Here is a 24,370-nt window from a genome sequence, read left to right as displayed (position 1 = left end):
GAGCTGCTAGAGTTCGCCGCGATGGGAGCTTCGGAGCGCCGCACGACCTCGGGGAAGCGCCGCGCCAAGAAGGCGCTGCGTCGCGTCCTGATGACGCTCGGCCTCTACACGGTTCCCTATCTCTATGTCGCGTACATGTGGTTCGTCTACAAGACGAGCCGCGTGGAAGAGATCGGCTTCCGTCCCGACCAGGTGCGCGCCGAGGTTGGCGAAGGCGTCTGGGCGCTCTGGCACGACGAGGTCTTCTTCGTGGCCTGGTCGTTCCGCAACTACCGACCCGACACGCTGGCGAGTCGCGGTGACTCGGGCGCGATCATCACGAAGATGCTGCAGCTGTGTAACTTCAACGTGTTCCGTGGTGGTTCCAGCTCGAGTCAGAAGCGGCGCACTTCGGTCGACACCGTGCAGGCGATGATCGATCACATGAAGCACACGCCCGGGGTGCTCTACGGCATCACCACAGACGGCTCGACGGGCCCCGTGTACCGGATGAAGCGCGGCGCCGTCAGCATCGCGGTCGCGTGTGAGTCGCGCCTGTTTGCCGAGAAGACCTGGTGCAAGCGCTACTACCGGCTGCCCACCTGGGATCGCTCGCTGATCCCGCTGCCCTTCAATCACATCGTGCACGTCTACGGGGGGCCGATCCATCCACCCCGCGATGCCTGGGAGCCGAAGCGCTTCGAGGAGCTGTGCCGCGAGACCGAGCGCTACCTCTGCCAGCTCACTGCCTATGCGCGTGCCCGGGTCGAGGGCCTGCCCCTGCCCCAGGACTGGCTCGACCAGTTCCCGGAAGAGGTGCGCGAGGAGATGGCCCGGGCCGAGCTTCCCGAGCTGCGCCGCCCGATCCGGCCGGTGGAGATCGACGTGCCCGCCGGTGTGCCCGAGGGGGCGGTGCCGGGTGGCTGGCGGCCCCGGGACGAGGCCGACGCGGCGGTTTGACGCGGCCAGGGAACTCGGGTTTCCTGATCGGGTCGCCGCGCGACGCGTCCCCACCCGCGCCGGTTCGAACCGCTCGGATGTGAGGCAATGCGCGCAGGCTCGCAGCGAACGGGGTCGATCCCCGCGCTCCCAGGAGGACCCCATGTACGATCTCGTGATTCGCGGCGGAACCGTCGTCGACGGCAGCGGCGCCCCGGCGCGACCGGCCGATGTGGCGATCCAGGACGGACGCATCGCTGCGGTAGGCGACGACCTCGGACCCGCCACCCGCGAGATCGACGCGACGGGCCTGCTGGTGGCGCCCGGCTGGGTCGACATCCACACCCACTACGACGGCCAGGTCACCTGGGATCCCTATCTCTCGCCCTCGGGCTGGCACGGCGTGACCACGGTCGTGATGGGCAACTGCGGCGTCGGGTTCGCGCCGGTCGAGCGCGGCAAGGAACAGTTCCTGATCCAGCTGATGGAAGGAGTGGAGGACATCCCGGGCACGGCGCTCGCCGAGGGCATCCAGTGGAACTGGGAGAGCTTCCCCGAGTATCTCGACGCGCTGGACGCCCAACCCCGCGCGCTCGACGTCGGCACCCAGATCCCCCACGGCGCGGTGCGCGCCTACGTGATGGGCGAGCGCGGTGCGAAGAACGAGAAGGCCACGTCCGACGACATCGCATCGATGGCGTCGCTCGTGAAGGAAGGCCTCGAAGCGGGAGCGCTCGGCTTCTCCACGTCGCGCACCATCCTGCACCGCGACGTCGAGGGCGAGCTCGTCCCCGGCACCCACGCCGAAGACGAAGAGCTGCTCGGCATCGGCCGCATGCTCGGCGAGGTCGGGCACGGGGTCTTCGAAGTGGCGAGCGACCTGGCGCCGGAAGGCGACGAGCTCGCCTGGATGCGGCGCCTTGGCAAGGAGACCGGCCAGCCGGTCGCCTTCGCCTGCCTGCAGAACCCGAACGACCCGGATCAGTGGAAGCGCCTGCTCGAGGCGGTCGACGAAGACGCCGCGGAAGGGGGACGTCTGACGCCGCAGGTCGCCCAGCGCCCGGCCGGCCTGCTGCTGGGTTGGGAGAACTCCTTCCACCCCTTCTCGTTCAGCAAGGCCTACCAGGAGATCCAGGATCTCCCGATCGCCGAGCGGCGCGCGAAGCTCGCCGACCCGGCGGTGCGCGAGGCCGTCCTGAACTCGTTCCCCGACTTCGGGGATCGTCCGCTCCCGGGGATCCTCGAGTTCCTCGCGAAGGGCTTCGAGCGTCAGTATCCGCTCGGCGATCCGCCGGTGTACGAGCCGGCCCCCGACCGCAGCATCGCGGCGATCGCCGAGCGCGAGGGGCGCAGCGCGCGAGAGGTCGCCTATGACCTCATGATGGAGCGCGACGGACAGGGGCTGATCTACCTGCCGCTGCTCGGCTACTCGGGTGGTGACCTCGAGGCGATCCGCACCATGATGCAGCACCCGCAGGCCGTCTTCGGTCTCTCGGACGGCGGCGCGCACTGTGGTCTGGTGTGCGACGCCAGCATGCCGACCTTCCTGCTCACCCACTGGGTGCGCGACCGCGACCGCGGCGAGAAGCTGCCCCTCGAGTGGATCGTGGCGTCGCAGACGCGTCGCACGGCGGAACTCTACGGTCTCGAAGACCGCGGGCTGCTCGAGCCCGGCATGAAGGCCGACGTCAACGTGATCGACTTCGACGCCCTGCACATTCACGCGCCGGAGATGGTCCATGACCTGCCGGCCGAGGGGCGTCGGCTGATCCAGAAGGTCGACGGCTACCGCTACACGATCCAGAGCGGCGAGGTGACCTACGAGGACGGCGAAGCGACCGGCGCGATGCCCGGGCGTCTGATCCGCGGTCCGCAGACGGCGCCGACGGCCTAGCGGCCCGCTACGAAGTCGTTGCGCTGCGCGCTGGGCGCGCGCGTCGGCCGGGGAGCGGTCGGCGGGTGTCGCGTCGCGCCCGTGTTCTGCGCACGTCGGCCAGACATCGCGTCAGACAGTCGTCGCAGATGCCGAAGTTCACGTCGTCGGTCACGACGGCTGCGTTGTTCTCGCACTCGGGGTCGCACCACGAGCAGCGCCAATGCGATCGGGCCATCCGAAGAAGTCTCCCGCCGCACCCTTCGTTCCTAGGTTGCCTTTCGCGGGTCTCGGGTTCGCCCTAAATCGCAGTGGGGGGCTCTGCCCTCAGGGCCCGAAGGGCTTGCGGAAGCGATAGACGAAGCGATCGGTCTTGCCGCGCAGGAAGGGCGCGAAGACGTTGCGCGTCCGATCGTCTTCCGGGTTGCGCAGGAGATCGCTCTCTTCCTCGAGGACGAAGCCCGCCGCCAGGATCTCTTCGCGGATCAGGTCCGGGTCACCGCGATGCAGCGTCTCGACGTCGCGGTCGCCGCTGCCGGGTTCGGCCGTGTGATCGATGACGCCATACACGCCACCCGGGGTGAGGGCGCGGAAGATCGCGCGATTCATCGCCTCGCGGTCGACTTCCTGCCAGAAGGTGTCGTGGTAGAAGAGGAGCAGGAGCGCCGCGTCGAGCTGGCCTTCGGGCAGTTTCGGATCGTCGAGGTCCTGCACCCAGCGCTTGATGTGGCCGAGCCCGGGCTTCGAGCGCACCTCGGTGAGTCGGCGCTCGCCGTACTTCTGGATCTTCCAGGCAGTGTCGTGGGCGTAGACGGCTCCTTCGGGGCCGACCGCGCGCGCCACGAGTTCCGTGTAGTAACCCCCGCCGGCCATCAGGTCCACGACCTTCATGCCGGGCTCGATCTGGAAGAAGGCCAGCACTTCGCCCGGCTTGCGATCCGCGTCGCGTTGGACGTCTTCCGGATGCCGATCGGGATGATCGACGGCGGCGACCAGGTGCGCGGGAACGTCCTCGCTCGGGAAGTAGGGGGTCGCGCAGGCCACGGCCGTGAACGCGAGCGACAGGAGAGCGAGGGAGAGGCGCCGTGCGGGACGCCAGCCGGGAAGGGACACGAAACTCCTCCAGTCAGTCCGCAGGGGAATACCAGATCGGAGACGTGTAGGCGCGGTCCTGGACGGTGGTCGGGCTCTCGCTCGGCGCCTCGACCTCGTAGCGGGCGACGTCGTATTGGATCCAGCGCGGCGTCGGGATCTCGAGCACGCGCACGTAGTAGAAGGCTCGCTCCTTCGGGTCGAAGTCCGGGTCGCGCCAGTAGGCGTCGAGGTGCGGATCACCGATGGCGTTGGTGAAGGTAGCCTTCTCGTCGTCGACGGTGCTGCCGACGGGCGGCACGCTGCCGTCGTCGTCGCGCACCCGGCCGTCCGAGAGCGCGACGTCGTAGATCTTCTCGTGCAGGCGTCCCCGGGAGTCCTGCCAGCCCTTGATGATCTGGACCCGATCGAGGTTGGCGCCCGCCGGGTCCCGCAGGGCCTGCACCAGGAACCGCGGAGCCGCGCCCTTCGGCGGTTCCTCCAGAACGCCACCCATCGGGACGCCCCGCGCATAGCCCAGGCGCGCGAAGTTCGGCGTTTCGAAATCCTCCGGCCGGAAGTCCCAGCCCGCGAAGACGCGCACGGTCATCCGCGGGCCCGTAGTGGCGTAGGTCTCGCGTCGTTCCATCGCATCGAAGATGGCGGCGCGCGTGTTCTCGGTCGCCCACACGGCGGCCAGGCCCGAGGCCACCTGTTGCCAGCTCTCGACGCGCTGCTCTCCGAATCCGCCCAGCAGGGACTCCGGGCGTTTCTCGTTCGGCTCGAGCAGGGAGTGTTTCCCCCAGAAATTGTCCTCGCCTGCGGTCGCGAGCCCCGTGTGGCTGTCGGTGCTGCCGATCAGCCCGAACTGAAACGGGTTCACCCCCAGCTTGCGCTCCTGTTCGAGGCCGACCTTCAGCGCCTCGCGGGCGTACTCGCCCACGAGCATGTGGTTCTCCTTCGCCTCCGAGAGGTTGAGGTTGCCGTGATCCCAGTTCTCGAAGTCGGCGAACTCGTCGTTCGGAGACAGGAACGGGTGGGATTCGCTGTCGCCCTTGATCTGGGTCACCTCGAGGAGCGGCTCCCAGCGCCGGCGCCGTTCGGCGTACTCGGTGGTGAAGCGCTTCGACAGACCGTGGCGTTCGATGCGTTCGGTCTGGAACATCATGCCGTTCGAGAGGTTGGGATTGTGCGGGATCGCCAGGACGTCGCCGCCGGTCTTCTCCTCGTAGCGCTCGAAGAAGGCCCACAGATTCTCCGGGTCGACGGACTCGAAGCTCGACACCGGGACCATCTGCGCCGCCCGATCCGCCCCGTCGCGGTAGATCACCACGCGGTGGAGGTTGTTCCCCGAGATCATCGAGGTCCACTCGTAGCCGATGAAGGCGGTGAACACGCCGGGCCGGTCGTTGCGGTCGGCCGTTTCGGCCACCTCTTGCCAGATCCCGGTGGAGAGCTCGGGGAGTTTCATCTTCTGTCGGTTGTTGGACAGGTCGTCCACCAGCTGCATGGCGGCCTGCATCGGGCCGTCCTCCCCCGATTGGTTCAGCGCCGACAGCTCCGCCCCGTACTCCGTCGCGAGGAGCTTCGGGTCGCCTTCGAAGAGGCGCTTCACCAGGCCCAGGTACTCGGCATGGTCCGACACCACCAGGAAGTCGAGCGGCCGCTCGAGGCGCACCGGCAGACCGTGGGTGGCGGTCACCTGCTCGCCGCGCGCAAAGGCAAAGGCGGTATCGGGCGCGAGCCGCACACCGAACAGATAGGCGTCGGGCGAGTTGGTGGTGTGCAGGTGGGTGTCGCCCCAGAACACCTGCTGGGGGATGGGGTCGCCCGCGTAGGGCGAGTAGGTGCCCTCGTCGCCCAGGCTGTGCGCAGCCAGGGGCAGGGTCGCGAAGAGACACAGGAGAGCGCAGGTCCGCGGCACGTTTCCTCCCAGGTGGCGGGCGTCTAGCATACGCGCCGATGGCGCCGTCCGGGGAGCACGAAACGAACCGCGTCAGCGCCACAGGAGACCGCTGGCGCTGGCTCGGCGTCACCGCCGTCGCACTCGTCTTTCTCGCGGCGAGCGTGCGGCTCTTCTCCCTGATCGATGCGCACGCGGTCAACGTTCTCTACTGGGATCAGTACACGCTGTTCCAGGCCTTCGTGGACGATCACGGGCTGTGGGACTGGTTCCGCTGGCAGCACGGTCCCCACCGTCAGGGCATCGGATTCTGGGTGACGGCCTGGGTGGCCGAGGCCACGGATTGGAACGCCCGCGTCGATGCCTTCGTGGTGGGCGGCGCCGTGGTCGTCGCTGCCGGGCTCGCACTGGCGCTGCGCATGCGCACGAGTGGAACGCTCCATGCGGGCGACGCGGCGATTCCCCTGCTGGTCCTGACGCCGGCCCAGTACGGAATCTTCGTTCACACGCCGAACCTCTCCCACGGCGCGGGTCCGCTGCTCTTGCTGTTGCTCTACTGCCTGGCGTTCGGGATCGAGGCGCGGCGTCGGCGCTATGCGTGCGTCGTCTTCCTCGACTTCCTGCTGATCCACACCGGCTTCGGGATCTTCGTCGGTGCCCTCACTCCCCCGATTCTCGTGCTCTGTGCCTGGCTCGATCGCAGCGACGATGAGGGCCGCGGGTGGCAGTGGCCAGCAGCGGGGGTCGTGCTCTCCTGCGCGTGGATCGGGATCTTCTTGTGGGACTACACGACAGTTGGTGGCCTGGACGACATCAACCCGCAGGGCCATCCGGTCGCGAGCTACGCGATCTACGCCGCGCTGATGTTCGCGAACGTCCTCGGGCTGAAGGGAGCGAACTGGGCTTCCCTCGGACTGGGCGGGACGGCGGCGCTGCTCGCGTTCGGCGTGGCGGCCGAACAGGGATGGCGTCTGCTCCGCGACACCCCGCGGCGGGCCGAGGCCACGGCGATCGTCGTGCTCTGCGGTTTCACGCTGCTGTACGTGGCGACGACGGCCTACGGCCGGCTCGACTACGGCCTTCCCGGTTCCCAGTCGACGCGCTACGTGCCGTTGCTGGTGCCCGCGTTCCTCGGCCTCTACCTGCGCAGCCAGGCCTGCCAGACGCGGCGGGTGCGCCATGGCTTCGCGGCGGTGGCGGTCGTTGCGATGCTCTGGGCCACGATTCCCATGCGGCCGAACGAGGCGCGCTTCATGGAACACCTGTCGCGCGGCAAGCAGCGCTGGGTCGAGACCTACCTCGAGACCCGCGATGTCGCGAGCGCGAACGATCGTGCCCAGCTCGAGGTGTTTCCCCACGACGGTCCCGAGTTCCCGAAGGTGCTCGGCTTCATGGAAGCGAACCGGCTGGGCTTCTTCGCGAAGCAGGAAACCCCGGCGGAGCGCTAGGGCGCCTGCGGCGGCGGCGGCGGCGCGCCGAGCAGGGTCAGGTGCCGCACGGCGCGCACGTAGCGCCGACGATCGCGTTGCTCCACCGACAGTTCGAGCACGCGGTTCCAGGCCGCGATCGCGTCTTCGTTGCGCTCTTGCTTCTCGTAGGCGATCGCCAGGTTGTTGTGACTCGAGATGAAGCGCGGTCGTAGCGCGATCGATCGCTCGAAGCTGGCGATGGCCTCGTCGGTGCGGTCGAGATCAGCGTACTTGTTGCCCAGGTTGTAGTGGGCCATGTGCAGGCTGTCCTTGCCCATCGGGAGCAGGGCAATGGCCAGTGCGGTAACGGCCCCGAGCGCCGGGAGCGCCAGCCGTCGCCACTCCTGAGCGCGGAGCCCGTCGTAGAGTGCGACCGCCCCCGCCCCGGCGAAGACCATCAGCACGGGGAGCGCCGGCATCCGATACCGGGAAAGCACGAAGAAGATCAGCGCCGTCGACAGATAGGTGGCGAGCAGCCCGTAGAGCGGAACGAGCGTGCGCGCCTGGCGCCAGGTCACGCCGAGACCGACGACCGCGAAGGGCAGGATCCAGGCGTAGGACAGCAAAGGCAGGCGGAGCACCCAGGAGAAGTCGCGCGAGATCTCGATCGAGCGGTTGTTCCACACCTCGCGCGCGTTCCAGAAGAGCAGGAGCTTCCGCGCTTCGAGCCGCAGCCAACGGCCGGGGTCCTCGCGGATGAAGCCCCACGCCTGGTCGCTCCAGAAGCGCGAGACTTCGCTCGCCGACAGGGGGCGCCCCGCTTCGCGTTCAGCAGCGGCGCGGAAGGCGTCGCGCATGGCGATCGGGTTGTCGACACGAGCGGCGATCGAAGGCCGCACCCAGGTCCCGTCGCTGCGGGCGTTGTTGCCCATGTAGAGATTCGGACCGCTCGTCGAGTTGAGCAGCAGGAACTCGCCGCTCGCCTGGTAGTTCTGCCAGGTGAAGGGGAGGATCAAGAGAAAGACACCCGCGGCGAAGGCCGCCGCGTAGCCCGCCACGCGCTCCCAGGGCAGGCGGCGCCCCAGTTCGAGACAGAGCCAGACGCCGAGTCCCGCGCTGAAGAGCAACGTCGTCTGGCGCGCGAGTGCCGACAGACTGAGGACCAGGCCGCAGGCGAACCAGCGCCAGGCCGTGGGATCGCGCAACGCGCGCAGGGCGAGCCAGAGGGCCGCGAGGACCAGGGGCACCTGGAGGTTCACCACCATCAGGGTGCCGCCGTAGAAGATCAGCATGGCGTAGAACGCGGCGCAGCCCGTGGCGACCAGTGCGGCGCGCCGGTCGAAGGTTTCGCGCGCGACGAGACCGACCAGGGCCACGCTCGCCGTTCCGAGCACGACCTGCACACCCTTCACCGTGGCCGGCGAGCTCCCGAACACGGCGTACACCCCGGCCATGAAGTAGGCGTAGAGCGGCCCCAGGAAGAGCACGCCGTCGCTCAGGGGGTCGCCTTCGAGGAGCTTCTTCGCCCAGGCGTCGTAGAGCTGCCCATCGACGCTCGGGATCTCGTAGAACGGGTCGTGAGTGCCGATCGCCCAGAAATGGCCCAGGCGCAGAACGGCCGCCGCGACGAGGAGCGCACCGAAGCCGAGCGCACTCGCGCGGTTCCAGCGCCGCGGGTCACCCGGCTCGGTCGTTTCCGGGGTCACCGATTCCTTGGACATCCCGGCACCGGCATCGCCCCGCAGTCTACGATCTCGCCCTGGACTACGCTCTCGCGTCCCAGGAGCATGGTCTCGCGTCCCGGGGACACGCTCTTGCGTCCAGTGGAACCGCTCTCGCGTTCGATCGGGGGCAAGCGAGGGAGCCGTTTTGAAAGCCATCGTGATCGGAGGAACCGGACCGACCGGCCATTTCATCGTCAATGGCTTGCTGCGACGCGGCTACACCGTCTCGATCCTCCACAGCGGTCGCCACGAGGTGGACGAGATCCCGCCCGAGGTCGAGCACATCCACACGGACGCCTACGACGGCGCGAAGGTGGCCGACGCGATTCGCGGCCACGGCTTCGACCTGTGCGTCGCGGCCTACGGACGCCTGCGCGCGATCGCCGAGGTCACGGTGGGGCAGGTCGGGCGCTTCGTCTCGATCGGCGGCTTGCCCGGCGTACGGGGCTACATGAACCCGATGCTCTTCGAGCCGGCGGGGATGCCGGTGCCTTCGCGCGAGGACGCACCGCGCACCGAAGACCCGGTTGAAGACTCGAAGGGATATCGCGTTGCCCAGACCGAAGACCGGGTCTTCCAATTCCACCCCGACGCCACCCACCTCCGATACCCCTACGTCTACGGCCCTTATCAGCCCGTGCCGCGCGAGTGGTGCATCGTCCGGCGAGTCCTCGACGGCCGTCCCTTCATCGTGCTCCCCGACGGCGGGCTGACCCTGCACCACTTCGGCTATGCCGAGAACCTCGCCCACGCACTGCTGCTCGCCGTCGACCAACCCGAAGCCGCCTGTGGGCAGCTCTACAACGCGGCGGATGCGGAGATCCTGACACTCCGACAGGTCACCGAGGTGTTGATCGCCGCGCTGGCCGATCGCCAGGAGCGCCCGCTCGAGATCGTCTCGATGCCCTGGGCACTCGCGACGCCGGCGCGACCGCTTGTGACCCAGCCCCTGACCACCCACCGCGTGATGAGCACCGCGAAGCTCGAGCGCGAGCTCGGCTATCGGGACGCTGTGCCGCCGCGCGAGGCGTTGCGACGCACCGCCCGTTGGCTGGCCGCGAACCCGCCCGAGCCCGGCGGCTGGGAAGAGCGGATTCTCGAGGATCCCTTCGAATACGCCGCCGAGGACGCCCTGGTCGCCGCCTGGCGGAAGGCCGTCGCGGCCATGCCCGAGATTCCCTTCGAGACCGAGCCCGGCTATGGCATGGCCTACTCCGGGCCCGGCGGTCGCTCCCGGATGCACGAGACCTTCACCGACACAGCATCCGAAACGTCAGATTGAGGCGCGGCCCGATCGGGCGGCGCGTCTTCGGCAGGCTGTGCTTCCAGTGGCGCTGGGTCGTCCCGCGCATGAGCAGCAGGCTGCCGTCGGGGAGCGGCCCGTCGCGGCCTCTTCCGTCCTGCCGGTGACGCATGCGGAAGCGGCGCTCGGCGCCCAGGCTGATCGACGCGATGGCGATGTCGTCCGGGGACGGGCCCAGCTCGCGCTCGTCGTCGGAATGCCAGCCCATCGAATCGGCGCCGTCGCGGTAGTAGTTGGCGAGGACGCCGTTGAAATCGAGCCCGGTCTCTTCGAAGAGCGCCGCGCGCAGCCGCAGCAGGGTTGGCGTCCAGGGGGTGGGCGGATAGGTCTGGCCCGAGTAGCGATAGCTGCAGCCGGGATCGCCGTGCCACGACAGGAGCCGCGGCACGGGCACGGTCTTGCCGAAGAGGGTGAAGGTGTCCGGGCGCAGCGGCAGCTCGCTGGCCAAGGCTTCGACGCCCGGCCGGTCCTCTGGAGCCAGGAAGCGGGGCCACCATTCGAGCCAGGCGCCCTCGCCGAGGTCGATGCGCGCGGAGTTCTCGGAGCGTGCCGCCGGTTCGCTCACGCCGGGTTGACGATCTCCATCACCCGAACGTAGCGGGCGCTCGCTCTCGGCGAGTCAGCGGATATCCTTGCCGACCGGCGAGCGCACCCCTCGCCGCATCCTCCCTCTCTTCGCTGGAGTCGCCATGGTCGAGCTTCCCTACGCCATCTTCGATGCGGACAACCACTACTACGAGGCCGAGGACGCCTTCACCCGGCACATCGACCCGAAGATGCGCCGACGCTGCCTCGACTGGGCAGAGGTGAACGGCCGCAAGTCGCTACTCGTGGCGGGGAAGGTGAACCGCTTCATCCCGAACCCGACCTTCGATCCGGTCGCGAAGCCCGGCTGTCTCGACCAGTACTACCGAGGCAAGAATCCCGAGGGTCTGACGATCCGCGAGGCCTTCGGCGAGCTCGAGCCGATTCGTCCCGAGTACCGCGATCGTGACCTCCGCCTGTCGGTCATGACGGATCAGAACGTCGAGAAGGCGATCTACTTCCCGACCCTGGGGGTCGGCATGGAAGAGGCCCTGCGCGACGACACCGAGGCCGTCCACACGGCCTTCGAAGCCTTCAACCGTTGGCTCCTCGAAGACTGGGGTTTCGCGTACCAGGACCGCATCTATGGCGCGCCCTACATCTCGATCATGGATCGCGATCGCGGCATCCGCGAGCTCGAGTGGGCCCTCGAGAACGACGCGCGCTTCATCGTGATGCGGCCGTCCTTCGTCTACGACAAGGCGGGCAGCCGCTCGCCCGCCGATCCCTACTACGATCCGTTCTGGCAGGTCGTGAACGACTCGGGCATCACCGTCGTGTACCACGGCGGTGATTCCGGCTACGGCGACTACATGCACGACTGGGGCGAAGGCGGGACCACCCAGAGCTTCAAGAACTCGCCGTTCCGCAGCATCGCGATGCCGTCGAAGGCCCCCTTCGATCTCTTCGCGGCGCTGATCTCCCACCAGCTCTTCCACCGCTTCCCGAACCTGCGGATGGCGAGCATCGAGATGGGTTCGTTCTGGGTACCGTGGCTCTTCCAGTCGATGGAGCGCGTGTACGGGCAGGATCCGGGGTACTTCGTCGAAGATCCGTGCGAGACCTTCCGGCGTCACGTGTGGATCGCACCGTTCCACGAGGACGACATCACCCTGCTGCGCGATCTCGTCGGCGCCGCGAACATGGTGGCGGGCTCGGACTGGCCCCACGCCGAAGGGCTCGCGGATCCGACCGACTACGCGAAGGACCTCGCCGGGCTTTCGGACGACGAGATCCGGCTCGTCATGCGCGAGAACGCGCTCGCGCTTTCGCAGCGAAGGCCTGTTTAGGCAAGCGAGTCGCGCTGGCCTGCGCCGACGGATTTCCTCCGCGAAATGGCTCGCGGGTGGCCCCGAGTCTCTGCGTTGCCTCCGGGCCGGGGCACCGGTTTCTCGTCGAGTGGCGTTTCCGGCTGCGCTGAGTTCCGCTCCGGAAACCGTCGGCGCCGGCCGCTTGTGTGCGTGACGCTCGCGATCAGCCCGCTGCGGGGCCTTCGTACCAGATGGGCGAGGTCCAGAGCCGCTCCTGGATGACGCGCGGCACGTTCGGGTCGTTGCAGCCGCTGGGTCGCTCACCCTCGGGTAGGGCGAGGCACTGGAGCTGATTCCAGCGGCAGCTCGGGTTCTCGAGGACGCGCAGGTAGTAGACGGCCCGGCGCGATGCGTCGAACTCCGGGTCTTGCCAGACGGCGCATAGGTCATCGTGGCCGACCGCGGACACTTCGCAGGTGTTCGTGTCGACGCTGGCGTCGTTGTCACCGCCGGCCACGTCGTAGACCGCCTGGTGGTAGCGCCCCTCGTCGTCGACCCAGCCCTTCACCACCTGGGCGCGTTGGAGCAGACCGCCTGGGTGCGCGGCCACGCCTGGATCCCGGAGCGTCGAGATCGCGAACACGGGAGCGGTCGCGCCTTCCGGGGCGCCGGGGAGATCGCCGCCCATCGGGACCCCGCCGGCGTAGCCGGCCGCCACGCGGTCGGCGCTCTCGCACCAATCCGCCGGGTAGTCCCAGCCGCCGAAGAAGCGCGCGGTCATCCGTGGGCCGCTCGTTGCGAAGGTCTCGCGACGCTTCATGGCGTCGAAGAGCGCGTCGCGCGAGTTCTCCTCGGCCCACACGGCGGCGAGCCCGCCGGGGTTCGACGCGAGGGGCGTCGCCGCCGACGGCACCTGCGGAGGCATCGCGGTGAGGCGCTGCCCGGGCGTCGCGTCCTGGGCGCCGGACCAGCCCTGGTAGGAGTACTCTTCGGCGTCGCCGGGGTTCGCATTGTGCGCGTCGGTCGCCGCGATGAAGCCGAGCTTGTAGGGGTTCACGCCGAGGCGGTTCTGTTCGCGCTGGCCTTCGAGGAGCGCGTAGCGCACGAAGTCGTTGCGCGAGACGCAGCCCTGACCCATTAGCGCGCCGACGCCGGTGCCTTCTTCGCAGTCCGGCGTCTCCGGCGGCCGCCACCGCCAGTGCTCGTAGTCGCAGAACTCGTCGGGGGCGCCCATCACCTGGTACATGCCGTTGCGGCACTCCGAGTCGCCCTTGATCTGGGTGATCTCGACGAGCCGCTCGACGTCGCGACGCAGGACGGCGCGCGCGCGCTGCTCTTCGAGGGGCAGATCCTTGCCGGTGACAGCGAACATGTTGCCGTTCGAGAGGTTCGAGTTGTGGGGAATCGTGATGACGTCGCAGCCGATTCCCGCGTCGAGACATTCGCTGCGAAGGCCCTTCCAGAGATCGTAGACGTCGGGGATGTCCACCCAGGGCAGGGGAGACGCGGGCACTGCGGCGTTTCGGAAGATCACGTTGTGGTGGACCTTCGCGAGACCGGGGGTCGCCGTGTATTCGTAGCCGTGAAAGGTGGTGAAGGAGCACTCGGCGCTGCGGTCGTAGTGGCGTTCGGCAGCGGCCTGCTGCTCATCCCAGACCGCGCGCATCGCGTCCTTGCAAGTCGTTCCGTCCTCGCCGCAGAGCGCGGTGTTGCGCTTCGGCACGATGTTCTGCTCATCCCCCGCACCGCCGATCGACCCCATGCGCGCGGCGAAGTTGCCGAAGCCCGTTGCGTCTTCGACCGGGATCTCGCCCCGGAAGACGCCGCAGCCCTGGCTGTCGTAGATCTCCGAGCCGGGCGTGGTGCACAGGGAGACCTCGCCCTGGTAGCTCGCGTGGTCGGTGAGGGCCGCGAAGTCGAGCGGGCGTTCCAGCTGCGCCGGGCGCGTCGGCACGCCGGCCTCGTCGAGGGGCGGGAACGCGATCTCCTCACCTTTCGCGAAGCGGTAGGTCTCGTCGGGTCCCCCGCGCACATCCCACAGGTAGGCGTCCATCGACAGCCGCGAGTGCACGTGGAGCTCGCCCCAGAAGACCTGGCGCTCGGGGTCGCGGTTCGCGCAGGCCACACGTTCTTCGCTGTACGGCTGGCCGGAAGGCGCGAGGGCGGGCGGCGCCGGTTCGGGCTCCGGCGCCTCGGCCGCCGTTTCCGTTTCGGTCGTGGGCGCAGGAGAGGGCGCCGTATCGCCGCACGCGAGGCCGAACAGCGCGACCGCGAGTCCGATGCCGCAGGGCTGCCGGCGTCGCCGGCGGCTGCACCGGCTGATCCGTTCCCTCGAGTCCGCCACGGTCGTGCGTCGCATCCGCTCCCCCTGGTTCCGGCGCGGATCGCGCCTGGGGCCCTAGAATGCACGCGCCTTCCCGGGATCGGAAGCGATATCGGGGATCGGAAGCGGTATCGGCCATCCGTCGGGAATGGATGGGTCGACGGTGACGTCGAAGGCCCGACGTGCATTCGACCGGGTGGGAACGACACCAGGCAGAGCCGGGAGCGAAGGAGAAGACCGATGAAACGGAAGCACGAAACGCGGAATCGGCGTGAGCAAGGCTCGGTGCTGGCAGTGCTGGGCGTGCTGCTGGCGGTCGTCGTCGCGGGCGCCTGGATCGTTCGCACCTACGTGTTCCCGGACCGCTTCGAACCCGTTGCACTGAACCAAGCCGAGCAGCGTGTCTTCGACAGCAAGTTGCGCGCACTCGGGATCGACCCGCCCGAACGCAAGCAGACCCCGGACGTGGCCGCGCGCCCGCCCCGAGAGACGCCCCCGCTCCCGAAGCTCGAGCCCGAGCCCTACCGCGAAGATCCCACGAAGCGAGAGATCGGGCTCACCGAGCGCGAGCTCAACGCGGCGCTCGCGCACAACACGAACCTGGGCGATCGCCTGGCGATCGATCTCTCGGACGACCTGGCCAGCGCGAAGCTCTTGATTCCCATGGACCCCGACTTCCCGGTGCTCGGCGGACGCATCCTGCGCGTGAGCGCCGGCGTCGAGCTGCAGTACGCCGAGGGTCGCCCGGTCGTGATCCTGCGCGGTGTCAGCCTGATGGGCGTCCCGATCCCGAACGCCTGGCTCGGCAACCTGAAGCACGTGGACCTGGTCGAGCGCTTCGGCGAAACGCCGGGCTTCTGGCGCAGCTTCGCGGCGGGCATCGACGCCATGGAGATCCGCGAAGGCGAGCTCAAGCTCCGCCTCCGCGAGTAGCGCTCAGCGCCGCAGCCGGCTCCGGGCCCCGAGCAGCGCCACCCCGAGTGCAACCAGCGCGCCGGTCGAGGGCTCGGGGATGACGATCGGATCGACGGCGATCGACCCGGCCAGGGCTTCGAGCTCCGCGACCGATCCCATCCAGCGGTTGTCGACGATGCTGCCGTCGGTGGAGTTGGCAGTGAAGCCGGCGGGCAGGTCGAAGACCGCGTCGAGATCCGGGTGGGCGAAGGCGGTGACCGCCACGGTGGAGTTCCCCGGCTGCCCCAGGATGCCCGTCAGGGCGACCCCGATCAATCGAACCTGAATCGACAGGGGGACACCGACCGGAAGTAGCTCGCTCCGGCTGCTGACGATGCCGGCGCACGAGGCGCGATTCAGGCAGCCTTCCTGATAGAAGAGGGCGCTTTGCGCTCCGACCAGACCCATGTCGAAGAACACGGAGGCGAGGCCGGGTTGTCCGCTGCCCGTCAGCGTCTGCACGTCGAGGAAGCCGTTCAACGAGGTCGAGACCGACGCCGCAGGACCGCTCAGGACGACATCGACGACGTAGCTGCTGGCAGCCGTTCCCTGGATACTTTGGGCGAGGGGTTGGCCACCGGCGGCGGAAGCGGAGGAGACCGCGAGACCGCCGAACGGCGTGAACCCCGCCTGGGCCGTTGCCGTCGCGAAGATCTCGTTGGTCGCGAAGCGCGCGACGCAGGTCGCCGGGTTTCCCGCGTCGGACACGTCGTCGATCGGAACCGAGGCCCGCTGGGGCGAACACAGCGTTTCCGACATCTCGATCGAAGCGGCGACCGCCGGTTCCGACACGAGCGGAACGAGGGCGATGACGAAGAGCACAAGTCGGGATCGGGGGTGAGTCACGGTGGCTCCCGCGAAGCCCCTCCCAGGACCCGGATTACACTACAGACAGGACGTGCTCCGCAAGGAACCCGAGGTGGCGTCGATAGTCGTCGAGATCCGCGTAGCGCATCCCCACGATCAGCTCGGACACGCCGGCCTCGCGGAGGCCTCCGAGCTGATCCGGCACGCGCTCGGGGTGATCCGGGTCGAAGCCGGTCATGCAGGCGACGCGGGGAGTCGGGCGTCCGGCCTCCTGAGCGAGTTCCCCGAGCCGCGCGCGCGCCTTGGACAGATCTTCCGGGGATCCCCCCATCGGCAGCCACGCATCGCCGAAGCGCGCCGCGCGGCGCAGGGCATGCTCGCCGTGGCCCCCTACGTAGATCGGAGGCCGCGTCGGGCGCGGTAGGAACAGGAAGTCCTGCCCGTTCTCCCGAACCACGTCGTCGGCGAAGGCGCGGTGCAGGAAGTCGAGGGTGGTGTCCGTGCGGGCCCCGCGCTCGTGCCGCGGGACGCCGAGTGCCCGGAACTCGGGCTTCATCCAGCCGACACCGATCCCGAGGTGGAGCCTGCCGCCCGAGAGCTCTTGCACCGTCGCGATGGCTTTCGCGGTGGGCAGGGGCGGGCGGTAGGGCAGGTTGATCACTCCGGTTCCGAGCCCGATCCGCTCGGTACGCCCTGCCAACCAGGCGAGCGTCGTGAGGGGGTCGAGGTAACGACCGCCCGATCCCTCGGCGTCGTCAGGCGGAATCGCGAGATGGTCCTGCACCCAGACGTGGGCCAGGCCGGCGGCTTCCGCGTCCCGCACCGCGGCCTCGAGCACCTCGCGACGAGACTGGGGTCCCATGGTGCGCACCGCGACACCGAGCTTCATGCGTTCCTCCTCCGGCCGCGGAGCGCGGGCGTGCGAGCGCTCACCGAGGCGCGGTCGTGGCGGAGGGCGGCGCGGCGCCGCTCGCTTCGTCGAAGTCACCCGAGACGAGCAGCCAGGCACTGCAGCCCCCGGCCACCAGGAAGACCACCAACATCACGACGGCCAGCCAACGCGGGACCGCACTCACGCGTTCGCCCGGTTCGGGTCCGTTCCAGGCGCTCCGGGGTTCTCCCATGACGGGAGGCTACCGCGCCGTGCCGGCCAGGCCCTGGGCTATCCTGCTCGTCCGCGTCCGCCGGAGATCCATCCATGGTCCGCTCGTTCCCGTCCTTCGTTTCGATCGCCGCCTGCCTGCTCGCGCTCGCCCTGACCGCCCATGCGGCGCACCACGGCGACCACGCGGAAAGCGCCGCAGCGCCGCCGCCGGACTGGGCCGACGTCGCAGCCGTCGAAGAGATCGAGGTCCTCACCCACGACGAGGACGGAGCCCTGCGCGAGACCACGATCTGGCTCGCGGTGGTCGACGGAGAGGGGTTCGTGCGCACCGGCGGCAGTAGCTGGGGGCAGAATCTCGAGCGCGACCCCACCCTGGTGCTGCGCATCGAGGGCGAGGAGTTCCCCCTGCGCGCCGAGTTCATCGAGGACGAGTCCCTGCGCGAGCGCGTGACCGAAACCTTCCGCGAGAAGTACGGCTTCTCGGACGTGCTGATCACTCCGATCCGCGGCAGCAACCCCATGATCATGCGGATGCTGCCGCGCGATTCCTAGGCCCGAGCGCCAGCCGGAGGAGCCCTTGTCTCTCGACTACAGCCGGTACATCACCCGGCCGAATGGGTGCCAGATGGACGTATCAGCGAACCCCGACGCGGCGGTGTCCTCTCGGTGAAGGTCTCGGTCGTCGTCCCCTGCTTCAACGAGGCGAAGACCCTCGAGACGCTCGTCGATGCGGTCCTCGCGTCCGAGGTCGACGATCTCGAGGTGATCCTCGTCGACGACGCCTCGACGGACGGCACCTGGGACGTGATCCAGCAGAAGCTCGTCGATCGCGTGCACCGCGTGCTGCAGCACGAAGTCAATCAGGGGAAAGGCGCGGCCCTCCGCACGGGCTTCGCGGCGGCGACGGGAGACGTCGTCCTGATCCAGGATGCCGATCTCGAGTACGACCCGCGCGAGTACCCGAAGCTCCTGAAGCCGATCTTCGAGAACAAGGCCGACGTGGTGTTCGGGTCGCGCTTCATCGGGGGCGACTCCCACCGCGTGCTCTACTTCTGGCACTCGATCGTCAACAAGGGCCTCACGCTCCTGTCGAACATCCTCACCGATCTGAACCTCACCGACATGGAGGTCTGCTACAAGGCGTTCCGACGCGAAGTGCTGCAGCAGATCACCATCGAAGAGGACCGCTTCGGCTTCGAGCCCGAGATCACGGCAAAGGTCGCCCGCCTCGGCTGCCGCATCTACGAGGTGGGCATCTCCTACTCGGGTCGCACCTACGAAGAGGGAAAGAAGATCGGCTGGCGCGACGGTGTGCGCGCGGTCTGGTGCATCCTGAAGTACAACCTGCGGCGTTGAGCGCGCGGGCCGTTCTGCTCGGGGTTGCCGAGCGGGACTCGCCCGAAGACGAGCCCCGCAGCGACGTCAGCCGAGCTGCGCGTCGAAGACGTCGTCGTTGTAGCCGACGATCACCGTCTTCCCGCGACGCAGCGTGGGAGCCCGCAGGTTTCCCGTGGGCCCCAACATCGCTTCGACCACGTCGGCCGAAGCCTTTCCGCCCGGTTTGAACTCGCTGACCTTCTTGCCCTTGGCGACGATCACCAGGCTGGCGGCTTTCGCGAGTGCGGCCGCGTCCGTCTTGCCCAGCTTCTTGCTGGCGGACACGGTCTCGGCGGGCTCGATTCCTTGGGCGTCCAGAAACTTGGACGCTCGGGTGCAGGACGTTCAGCCCTTGCGGTGGTAGTACCAGTCGACCTTCTTGGCCATCGTCACCTCCAACTGTCGTTGCGACCAATCTAGCCGCCCGCGTGCCCGACTCAACCGGCTTCCTCCGGGATTCAGTCGATCGGGTCCGGAAACGGATCTTCCATCGAGCGCACGTGGCGAGGCGCGTCGGACTCGTGGTCCTGGTACTCCGCCCAGAACACCACGTCGCGCCAGTCGCGCTCCGCTTGCCGGGCGTAGAGGCGGAGGTCGTCGAAGTTTCCCGCGGCGAGGAACACCACCGCCCGCGTGACCCGTCCGGGTTGGCCGAGGGTCTCGAGCAGGCGCAGGGCTTCGAAGAAACTCTCCCCGGCGAACTCGCGACCGAGTCGCGCGCGGACGTCCGCGGGCAGGCGCGCTTCGCCCACGCCCCCCTCAGGCGCCGTACTGGGCCGGATCGAGCGCGTAGGCCCGGCCTTCGAGGGGTTCCCAGAGCGTGCGTCGGTCCAGGTTGGCCCGCGCGACGTCGCGGAAGCGATCGAAGGCGGCCACCTCGCCGTCGCCCGCGACGGACGCGCCGAGGGCATTCGCGAACAGTGATTCGCGCAGCCCCCGCGCCTGCACCGGGTGCCAGAAGGCCGCGTTGAGTTCGGTGTCGTGGCGGAAGGAGCGCTCGGCGACGTTGGTGGAGCCGACGCTGGCCCACTCGTCGTCGACGATCGCCACCTTCGCGTGGATGCCGATCTCGTCGTAGCGGCCGGGCGCACGCGTCTGGCAGAGCGCGGCGAGGGTAAAGTGTTCGAAGCGCGCGAGTCCGGCGAGCTGCTCGAAGAAAGGAGTCGCGCGCGGGTCGCGGCGCGCCATCACGAAGGCGGGATGTGCCCGGCCGGGAACCAGGCACACGACCCGGACGCCGCGCGCCAGGGCCTGCTGCATCTCCTCCACGAAGATCGGCGACGCGATCGCCTGATTCTCGATGTACAGGGTGCGCTCGGCACTCGCGACCGCCGAGACGTACTGCTCGAGCGCGCTCTGCTCGCCTTCCGCGATCGCAAAGGGCTTCGCTCCCGGGCTCGCCGTGTCGTCTCGGTAGGTGCCGGCGCGGACGGTGCGCGTGATCTGGACCGCGACGTCTCCGGCGGGGGGCGTCACGAAGTCGGGGAACGTGAGCGGGCCCGCCGGCTCGCCCTCGGGCCAGTGCCCGTCTTCCGCCTGGCCGTCGCTGGCTTCGTTCCAGCGCTGCACGAAGTTGTGGTGGACGTCGGTGGTGGCCGGGCCGCGAATCTCGAGGCAGCAGTCGTGGACGTTGCCGGCGTCGAGCGCCGTGTACTCCGGGTCGCTCATCGAGCTGGATGTCGGGTTGAGGCCGCCGACGAAACAGAGCTCGGAACCGGTTCCCGCGTCGAGGAGCCAGCTCTTCTGGTGCTGCGCGAACCCACCGGGCAGTCGGTCCCAGCGGACGCGGATCCGGGATTGGCGACTGCGCAGGAAGGCCCGGTCGGTCGCGTCGCCGCCGAAGTGGGTCGAGCCCGGGTCGAGTGCCTGGAGCTGGGGCTCGCGCCAGAACAACACGCGCACGTCGACACCGCGCGCTGCGGCGGCGTCGATCACATCGAAGAAGCTGCGGCCGCCCGGAAGGACGACGTCCCGCTCGATGAAGGCCACGGTGACCCAGACGCTGTGCTCGGCGGCATCGACCGCCGCCACGATGCGTGCGAAGGCCGGTCCACCCTCCAGCCAGGGGACGACTTCGTTTCCGGGGCGCCGGGGGTAGCTCGCGCGGGCGGCTGCGGGCGGGCGGGGGGTGGTGGTCACGATGATTCCTCAGGCGTGGGCGACGCGGTGGGCTTCTTCGATTCGATCGAGCGCCTCGTCGATGTCGGCCCGCGACACGTCGAGGTGGGTGACGGCGCGGAACCGGCCGGGCGCGACCGGGTTCGCGAGCACCGACCGCTCCCGGAGAGCGCCGGCGAAGGCGCGGGTGTTCCGAGCGCGGAACATCACGATGTTGGTTTCGGGAGCGCCCTCGACGGCGATCCCGCGGGCTTCGAGACCCTCGGCGAGACGCCGGGCGTGGGCGTGGTCATCGGCGAGGCGCGCGATGTGGTGATCCAAGGCGTGCAGGCCCGCTGCGGCCAGGATGCCCGCCTGGCGCATCCCACCGCCGAGCAGCTTCCGCGCGCGGTGCACTTCGCGAATGCGCTCGCGACTGCCGCACACCAGCGACCCGACCGGTGCGCCGAGTCCCTTCGACAGACAGAAGCTCACGGTGTCGAAGGGAGCCGCCCAATCCGTCGCGGGCACGCCGGTTTCGATCACGGCATTCCACAGGCGCGCCCCGTCGAGGTGCAAGCCGAGCCCGAGTTCGCGTCCGGCTTCGCAGGCCGCGCGCAACGCGTCGAGGGGGAAGATGCGCCCGCCGGCGAAGTTGTGGGTGTTCTCGAAGGCGAGGACACGGGTGGGGGCGACGTGCGCATCGTTCGGTCCGACGGCGCCGCAGACGTCGTCGGCCGTGAAGAGGCCCCCGGTCCCGAGGGTCTGGACCTGCACGCCCCAGAGCGCCGCGGGCGCGCCGCCCTCGTAGCGCAGGATGTGGGCGCCTTCGCTCGCCAGCACGACATCGCCCGGGCGCGTCAGGGTTCGCAGCGCCGCCTGGTTGGCCATGCTCCCCGACGGCACGAAGAGCGCGGCTTCGGTTCCGAGGAGCGCGGCCGCGCGTTCTTCCAGGGCCGCGACGGTCGGGTCCTCGCCGTACACGTCGTCGCCCACCGGCGCCTTGGCGATCGCCTCGCGCATGGCGTCGGTGGGTCGGGTCACCGTGTCGCTGCGCAGGTCGATCGTCCGCATGAGCGGCAGTGTACCGCGAGGCGGGGACGGCTAGCGGGCGTCTCATGAGCCCCGACCGAGTCTGGGCCCCGAATCCGGCCCGAGGTCGAGGAGCGAGACCGCAGGCAAGGCCATCGCCAGGCGAGGTTTCGCAACGAAGAGATCGGCGCGCAGGCGGGTGCCTGGCGACCGAGGGGTTCACGAGATGCCCGCTAGACCTCGGGCCAGTCGTCGTGCCAGGGGAAGGCCTGCTCGAAGGCGTACGCCGCCTGCAGGACCAGGTCGTCGCGGTGACGCGGGCCGACGATCTGGAGACCGACCGGGAGGCCGGCGCGCGAGAACCCGGCGCGCACGGTGGCGGCCGGATGCCACGACAGGTTGAAGGGGATCGTGAAGCTCGCGACGCCGGCCGGCGGCACGCTGCGCCCCTCGACGCTGTCCGGGAACGGGCCGCGTGCCGGCGGCGGATCGAAGGGGACCGTCGGGGTCACCAGCAGATCGAAGCGATCGAAGAGATCGGCACACCAGTGGTTCAACGCCTGGCGCTCCTGGCGAATCTCCCCCCAGAGCGTCGGCGTCATCTTGCGCGCGGCGCGAATCCCGACCAAGAAGGCGCGCGCGAAGTCGTCTTCGCGCTCCGGGAGTAGCGGCTCGATTGCGCCCGCCAGATCGAAGGAGGTCCCGAGCCCCCACGCCTTTCCGAGCGCCGGCGGACCGCCATCGATCTCGCGGAACTGATGTCCGCGCTCGAAGAAGCGCGCGGCGTCGCGCACGACGGTGGCGATGTCGCTCTGCACCGCAGCCGAGCCGAGGTCGGCCGAGTAGGCGACGCGCAGACCCGAAGGCAGGTTCGGCAGGATCTCGCGGTACGAGAGTCCGGGATGGGGCAGCGAGTTCGGGTCGAAGGGATGTGCACCGACCACTTCGTCGAGGTGGATCGCCGCATCCTCGACGCTGCGCGTGAGCGGCCCGAACACCGCCGTGTCGTCCATGCTCCAGAGCTTCGTCTCGTGCGGGATGCGACCTAGGCTCGGCTTCAGGCCGAAGCAGCCCGTCATCGACGCGGGGAGTCGCACCGAGCCGCCGCCGTCGCTGGCGGTGGCCAGGGATACGACGCCGCCGGCGATCGCGGCGGAGGAGCCGCCCGAGGAACCGCCGGGGGTGTGATCGAGGTTCCACGGGTTGTGCGTGACCCCGAAGAGCAGGTTCTTCGTGATCGCGGTAAAGCCGAACTCGGGGGTGTTGGTCTTGCCGACGACGATCGCGCCGGCCGCGCGCAGGCGTTCGACCTGGACCGAGTCGCGTTCGGCGCGGTTGTCGCGGAAGGGGATCGATCCCATCGAAGTGACGACGCCTGCGACGTCCTCGAGATCCTTCACGCCGAGCGGAATGCCTTCGAGGGGGCGTGCGCGTCCGCCGCTGCGCGCGGCGTCGGCGGCGTCCGCCGCTTCGAGCAGTTCGTCGTGATCTGCCACCCAGGTGAACGCACCCAGCTTCGCCTGGGTGGCGTCGATGCGCGCCAGCGTGGCTTCCATCAGTTCACGACACGAACACGTGCCCGACGCCAGAGCGTCGAGCTGTTCGGTGAGCGGTCGGCGCAACAGATCCACCTGCGATCCTCCCGAAGACGGGCTGGCTGCATCGCAAGTGGCCAGCCCCTCGCCGCTCAGCCTATCAGGACGACTCGGGAGCGTGGGGGCGCAGGTGGGCGAGGACGGCGTCCGCCACCCGTTCGGGGCACTCGAGGTGCACGTTGTGCCCCGCGTCGGGAATCTCCAGCAGGTCGCCTCGGGGAAGTGCGGCCGCGGCCTGCTCTGCGCCCTCCTCGGTGAGCAGGCTGCTCTTGCCGCCCCGGATCACCAGGGTCGGGCATCCCACCTCGGAGAGCGCCGCATGGGGGGCCGGCGGCAGCCCGAACCAGCCGGGGTCGAACTTGTAGGCGAAGCGGCCGTCGGGCAGGGCGACCACCGAATCCTCGGCCAGGCGCCGGCGGCGCTCCTCGGGGACGCCCGGGGAGCGCGGCAGCAAGCGGTAGCGCTCGACCGCTTCCTCGCGCGTCGCGTAGGACCGCCGCAGGGCCAATGCGAGCTGGGTGCGTCGGCGCTCCTTGCGCGCCGAACCGAAGGACACCTCGACGGCGACGACCGCCCAGACCTCGGCGTGCCGCGCCGCGTGGTCGAGGGCGATGTGCCCTCCCATCGAGTGTCCCACCAGCGCCATCGGCGGTTCTCCGAGCTCGGCGCACAGCGCCTCGAGATCTCGATGAAACGCTCCAACTTCGCGGGTTTCGGGAAAGTCACTGTCGCCGTGTCCGCGAAAGTCGAGTCGCACCACGCGGTATTCGCGCGCAAGCGCCGGGGCGATTTCGTCCCACCAGTGCAGGTTCGCGCCACCCCCGTGCAAGAGCACGACGCACGGTGCGTTCGGGGGACCTTCGAAGGAGGCGTGGAGTTGAACGTCGCCGAGTTCGGGGCGACCGAAGCGACGCGCAGTCATGGCGCGGCCGAGCTTAGCTTCCGCGCCGCGCCTTTGCGGCGCGTCGCCCGGATCGTCGACGCGGAATCCGAGAAGCCCGAGAATCGGCCTCTCCCCCTCGATTTCGAGGGTTTTCTGATTGT

The 24,370-nt window shown here is 69.2% G+C and carries 22 protein-coding genes and 1 pseudogene; 8 read left to right on the top strand and 15 right to left on the bottom strand.

The window, feature by feature from the left end; all coding sequences use genetic code 11:
• The first annotated feature begins 21 nt into the window (after positions 1-21).
• On the top strand, positions 22-939 hold the full coding sequence (locus tag AAF430_06120) for a DUF374 domain-containing protein (protein ID MEM7409788.1): 918 nt from the start codon (positions 22-24) through the stop codon (positions 937-939).
• A gap of 142 nt (positions 940-1,081) precedes the next feature.
• The gene (locus AAF430_06115) at positions 1,082-2,812 is read left to right on the top strand and encodes an amidohydrolase family protein (protein ID MEM7409787.1); all 1,731 of its coding nucleotides are present in this window, start codon (positions 1,082-1,084) and stop codon (positions 2,810-2,812) included.
• Between the two features lie 7 nt (positions 2,813-2,819).
• On the opposite strand, the gene AAF430_06110 is transcribed toward AAF430_06115, so the two are convergent.
• The 3 genes from AAF430_06110 to AAF430_06100 form a co-directional block, all read right to left on the bottom strand.
• Positions 2,820-3,029: a hypothetical protein gene (locus AAF430_06110; protein MEM7409786.1), complete on the bottom strand. Its 210-nt coding sequence runs from the start codon at positions 3,027-3,029 to the stop codon at positions 2,820-2,822.
• Positions 3,030-3,118: 89 nt separating this feature from the next.
• Positions 3,119-3,904: a methyltransferase domain-containing protein gene (locus AAF430_06105; protein MEM7409785.1), complete on the bottom strand. Its 786-nt coding sequence runs from the start codon at positions 3,902-3,904 to the stop codon at positions 3,119-3,121.
• Positions 3,905-3,917: 13 nt separating this feature from the next.
• Positions 3,918-5,786 carry a DUF3604 domain-containing protein gene (locus AAF430_06100; protein ID MEM7409784.1) on the bottom strand — a complete coding sequence of 623 codons (1,869 nt, stop codon included), beginning with the start codon at positions 5,784-5,786 and terminating at the stop codon, positions 3,918-3,920.
• Positions 5,787-5,824: 38 nt separating this feature from the next.
• Here AAF430_06100 and AAF430_06095 point away from each other — a divergent pair, with 38 nt between their 5' ends.
• The gene (locus AAF430_06095) at positions 5,825-7,213 is read left to right on the top strand and encodes a hypothetical protein (protein MEM7409783.1); all 1,389 of its coding nucleotides are present in this window, start codon (positions 5,825-5,827) and stop codon (positions 7,211-7,213) included.
• Here AAF430_06095 and AAF430_06090 read toward each other — a convergent pair.
• On the bottom strand, positions 7,210-8,895 hold the full coding sequence (locus AAF430_06090; protein MEM7409782.1) for a glycosyltransferase family 39 protein: 1,686 nt from the start codon (positions 8,893-8,895) through the stop codon (positions 7,210-7,212). The genes AAF430_06095 and AAF430_06090 overlap by 4 nt on opposite strands.
• A gap of 148 nt (positions 8,896-9,043) precedes the next feature.
• Between AAF430_06090 and AAF430_06085 the strand changes: the two genes are divergently transcribed.
• Positions 9,044-10,180: an NAD-dependent dehydratase gene (locus AAF430_06085; protein MEM7409781.1), complete on the top strand. Its 1,137-nt coding sequence runs from the start codon at positions 9,044-9,046 to the stop codon at positions 10,178-10,180.
• On the opposite strand, the gene AAF430_06080 is transcribed toward AAF430_06085, so the two are convergent.
• Positions 10,149-10,766, bottom strand: a complete 618-nt coding sequence (locus AAF430_06080; GenBank protein MEM7409780.1) for an alpha-ketoglutarate-dependent dioxygenase AlkB — start codon at positions 10,764-10,766, stop codon at positions 10,149-10,151. The two genes, AAF430_06085 and AAF430_06080, sit on opposite strands and share 32 nt — an antisense overlap.
• A 124-nt stretch (positions 10,767-10,890) precedes the next feature.
• Between AAF430_06080 and AAF430_06075 the strand changes: the two genes are divergently transcribed.
• A complete protein-coding gene (locus AAF430_06075; protein MEM7409779.1) occupies positions 10,891-12,075 on the top strand; it encodes an amidohydrolase family protein in 1,185 nt (394 codons plus the stop codon).
• A 184-nt stretch (positions 12,076-12,259) separates the two neighbouring features.
• Here the strand turns inward: AAF430_06075 and AAF430_06070 are convergent, their stop codons facing one another.
• Positions 12,260-14,395 carry a DUF3604 domain-containing protein gene (locus AAF430_06070; protein ID MEM7409778.1) on the bottom strand — a complete coding sequence of 712 codons (2,136 nt, stop codon included), beginning with the start codon at positions 14,393-14,395 and terminating at the stop codon, positions 12,260-12,262.
• Positions 14,396-14,599: 204 nt separating this feature from the next.
• On the opposite strand from AAF430_06070, the gene AAF430_06065 reads away from it, so the two are divergent.
• Positions 14,600-15,292, top strand: coding sequence for an arginine N-succinyltransferase (locus tag AAF430_06065; GenBank protein ID MEM7409777.1), 693 nt, complete (start codon positions 14,600-14,602; stop codon positions 15,290-15,292).
• A gap of 3 nt (positions 15,293-15,295) precedes the next feature.
• Here AAF430_06065 and AAF430_06060 read toward each other — a convergent pair whose 3' ends face one another.
• Genes AAF430_06060 through AAF430_06050 form a run of 3 tightly spaced genes read right to left on the bottom strand, consistent with a single transcriptional unit; the run spans position 15,296 to position 17,244 of the window.
• On the bottom strand, positions 15,296-16,159 hold the full coding sequence (locus tag AAF430_06060) for a hypothetical protein (protein ID MEM7409776.1): 864 nt from the start codon (positions 16,157-16,159) through the stop codon (positions 15,296-15,298).
• 34 nt (positions 16,160-16,193) lie between these two features.
• A complete protein-coding gene (locus AAF430_06055) occupies positions 16,194-17,009 on the bottom strand; it encodes a TIGR03619 family F420-dependent LLM class oxidoreductase (protein MEM7409775.1) in 816 nt (271 codons plus the stop codon).
• Between the two features lie 40 nt (positions 17,010-17,049).
• A complete protein-coding gene (locus AAF430_06050; GenBank protein ID MEM7409774.1) occupies positions 17,050-17,244 on the bottom strand; it encodes a hypothetical protein in 195 nt (64 codons plus the stop codon).
• A gap of 74 nt (positions 17,245-17,318) precedes the next feature.
• On the opposite strand from AAF430_06050, the gene AAF430_06045 reads away from it, so the two are divergent.
• Complete coding sequence (locus AAF430_06045; GenBank protein MEM7409773.1) at positions 17,319-17,777, top strand: DUF2255 family protein; 459 nt, start codon at positions 17,319-17,321, stop codon at positions 17,775-17,777.
• 114 nt (positions 17,778-17,891) lie between these two features.
• Positions 17,892-18,581, top strand: coding sequence for a glycosyltransferase family 2 protein (locus AAF430_06040; GenBank protein MEM7409772.1), 690 nt, complete (start codon positions 17,892-17,894; stop codon positions 18,579-18,581).
• A 66-nt stretch (positions 18,582-18,647) separates the two neighbouring features.
• Here AAF430_06040 and AAF430_06035 read toward each other — a convergent pair.
• From AAF430_06035 to AAF430_06010, 6 genes and pseudogenes are all read right to left on the bottom strand, one after another.
• Positions 18,648-18,935, bottom strand: a pseudogene (locus AAF430_06035) (ArsC family (seleno)protein).
• 125 nt (positions 18,936-19,060) lie between these two features.
• Positions 19,061-19,354 carry a hypothetical protein gene (locus AAF430_06030; GenBank protein MEM7409771.1) on the bottom strand — a complete coding sequence of 98 codons (294 nt, stop codon included), beginning with the start codon at positions 19,352-19,354 and terminating at the stop codon, positions 19,061-19,063.
• Positions 19,355-19,361: 7 nt separating this feature from the next.
• Positions 19,362-20,741, bottom strand: a complete 1,380-nt coding sequence (locus AAF430_06025; protein ID MEM7409770.1) for a phosphatidylserine/phosphatidylglycerophosphate/cardiolipin synthase family protein — start codon at positions 20,739-20,741, stop codon at positions 19,362-19,364.
• Positions 20,742-20,750: 9 nt separating this feature from the next.
• Positions 20,751-21,773 carry a low specificity L-threonine aldolase gene (locus tag AAF430_06020; GenBank protein ID MEM7409769.1) on the bottom strand — a complete coding sequence of 341 codons (1,023 nt, stop codon included), beginning with the start codon at positions 21,771-21,773 and terminating at the stop codon, positions 20,751-20,753.
• A 191-nt stretch (positions 21,774-21,964) separates the two neighbouring features.
• A complete protein-coding gene (locus tag AAF430_06015; protein ID MEM7409768.1) occupies positions 21,965-23,362 on the bottom strand; it encodes an amidase in 1,398 nt (465 codons plus the stop codon).
• Positions 23,363-23,426: 64 nt separating this feature from the next.
• Positions 23,427-24,248 carry an alpha/beta hydrolase gene (locus AAF430_06010; GenBank protein ID MEM7409767.1) on the bottom strand — a complete coding sequence of 274 codons (822 nt, stop codon included), beginning with the start codon at positions 24,246-24,248 and terminating at the stop codon, positions 23,427-23,429.
• Between the last annotated feature and the right edge of the window lie 122 nt (positions 24,249-24,370).

This window comes from Myxococcota bacterium, assembly GCA_039030075.1.
In the GTDB taxonomy this organism is placed as follows: domain Bacteria; phylum Myxococcota_A; class UBA9160; order UBA9160; family SMWR01; genus JAHEJV01.
This window is presented reverse-complemented; position numbering and strand designations above follow the sequence as displayed.

Excerpts from the sequence above, each read along its gene's own strand:
- AAF430_06120 (MEM7409788.1), top strand. The coding sequence starts at position 22 with ATGGGAGCTTCGGAGCGCCGCACGACCTCGGGGAAGCGCCGCGCCAAG.
- AAF430_06115 (MEM7409787.1), top strand. The coding sequence starts at position 1,082 with ATGTACGATCTCGTGATTCGCGGCGGAACCGTCGTCGACGGCAGCGGC.
- AAF430_06110 (MEM7409786.1), bottom strand. The coding sequence starts at position 3,029 with ATGGCCCGATCGCATTGGCGCTGCTCGTGGTGCGACCCCGAGTGCGAG.
- AAF430_06095 (MEM7409783.1), top strand. The coding sequence starts at position 5,825 with ATGGCGCCGTCCGGGGAGCACGAAACGAACCGCGTCAGCGCCACAGGA.
- AAF430_06090 (MEM7409782.1), bottom strand. The coding sequence starts at position 8,895 with ATGTCCAAGGAATCGGTGACCCCGGAAACGACCGAGCCGGGTGACCCG.
- AAF430_06075 (MEM7409779.1), top strand. The coding sequence starts at position 10,891 with ATGGTCGAGCTTCCCTACGCCATCTTCGATGCGGACAACCACTACTAC.
- AAF430_06070 (MEM7409778.1), bottom strand. The coding sequence starts at position 14,395 with ATGCGACGCACGACCGTGGCGGACTCGAGGGAACGGATCAGCCGGTGC.
- AAF430_06065 (MEM7409777.1), top strand. The coding sequence starts at position 14,600 with ATGAAACGGAAGCACGAAACGCGGAATCGGCGTGAGCAAGGCTCGGTG.
- AAF430_06055 (MEM7409775.1), bottom strand. The coding sequence starts at position 17,009 with ATGAAGCTCGGTGTCGCGGTGCGCACCATGGGACCCCAGTCTCGTCGC.
- AAF430_06050 (MEM7409774.1), bottom strand. The coding sequence starts at position 17,244 with ATGGGAGAACCCCGGAGCGCCTGGAACGGACCCGAACCGGGCGAACGC.
- AAF430_06045 (MEM7409773.1), top strand. The coding sequence starts at position 17,319 with ATGGTCCGCTCGTTCCCGTCCTTCGTTTCGATCGCCGCCTGCCTGCTC.
- AAF430_06020 (MEM7409769.1), bottom strand. The coding sequence starts at position 21,773 with ATGCGGACGATCGACCTGCGCAGCGACACGGTGACCCGACCCACCGAC.
- AAF430_06010 (MEM7409767.1), bottom strand. The coding sequence starts at position 24,248 with ATGACTGCGCGTCGCTTCGGTCGCCCCGAACTCGGCGACGTTCAACTC.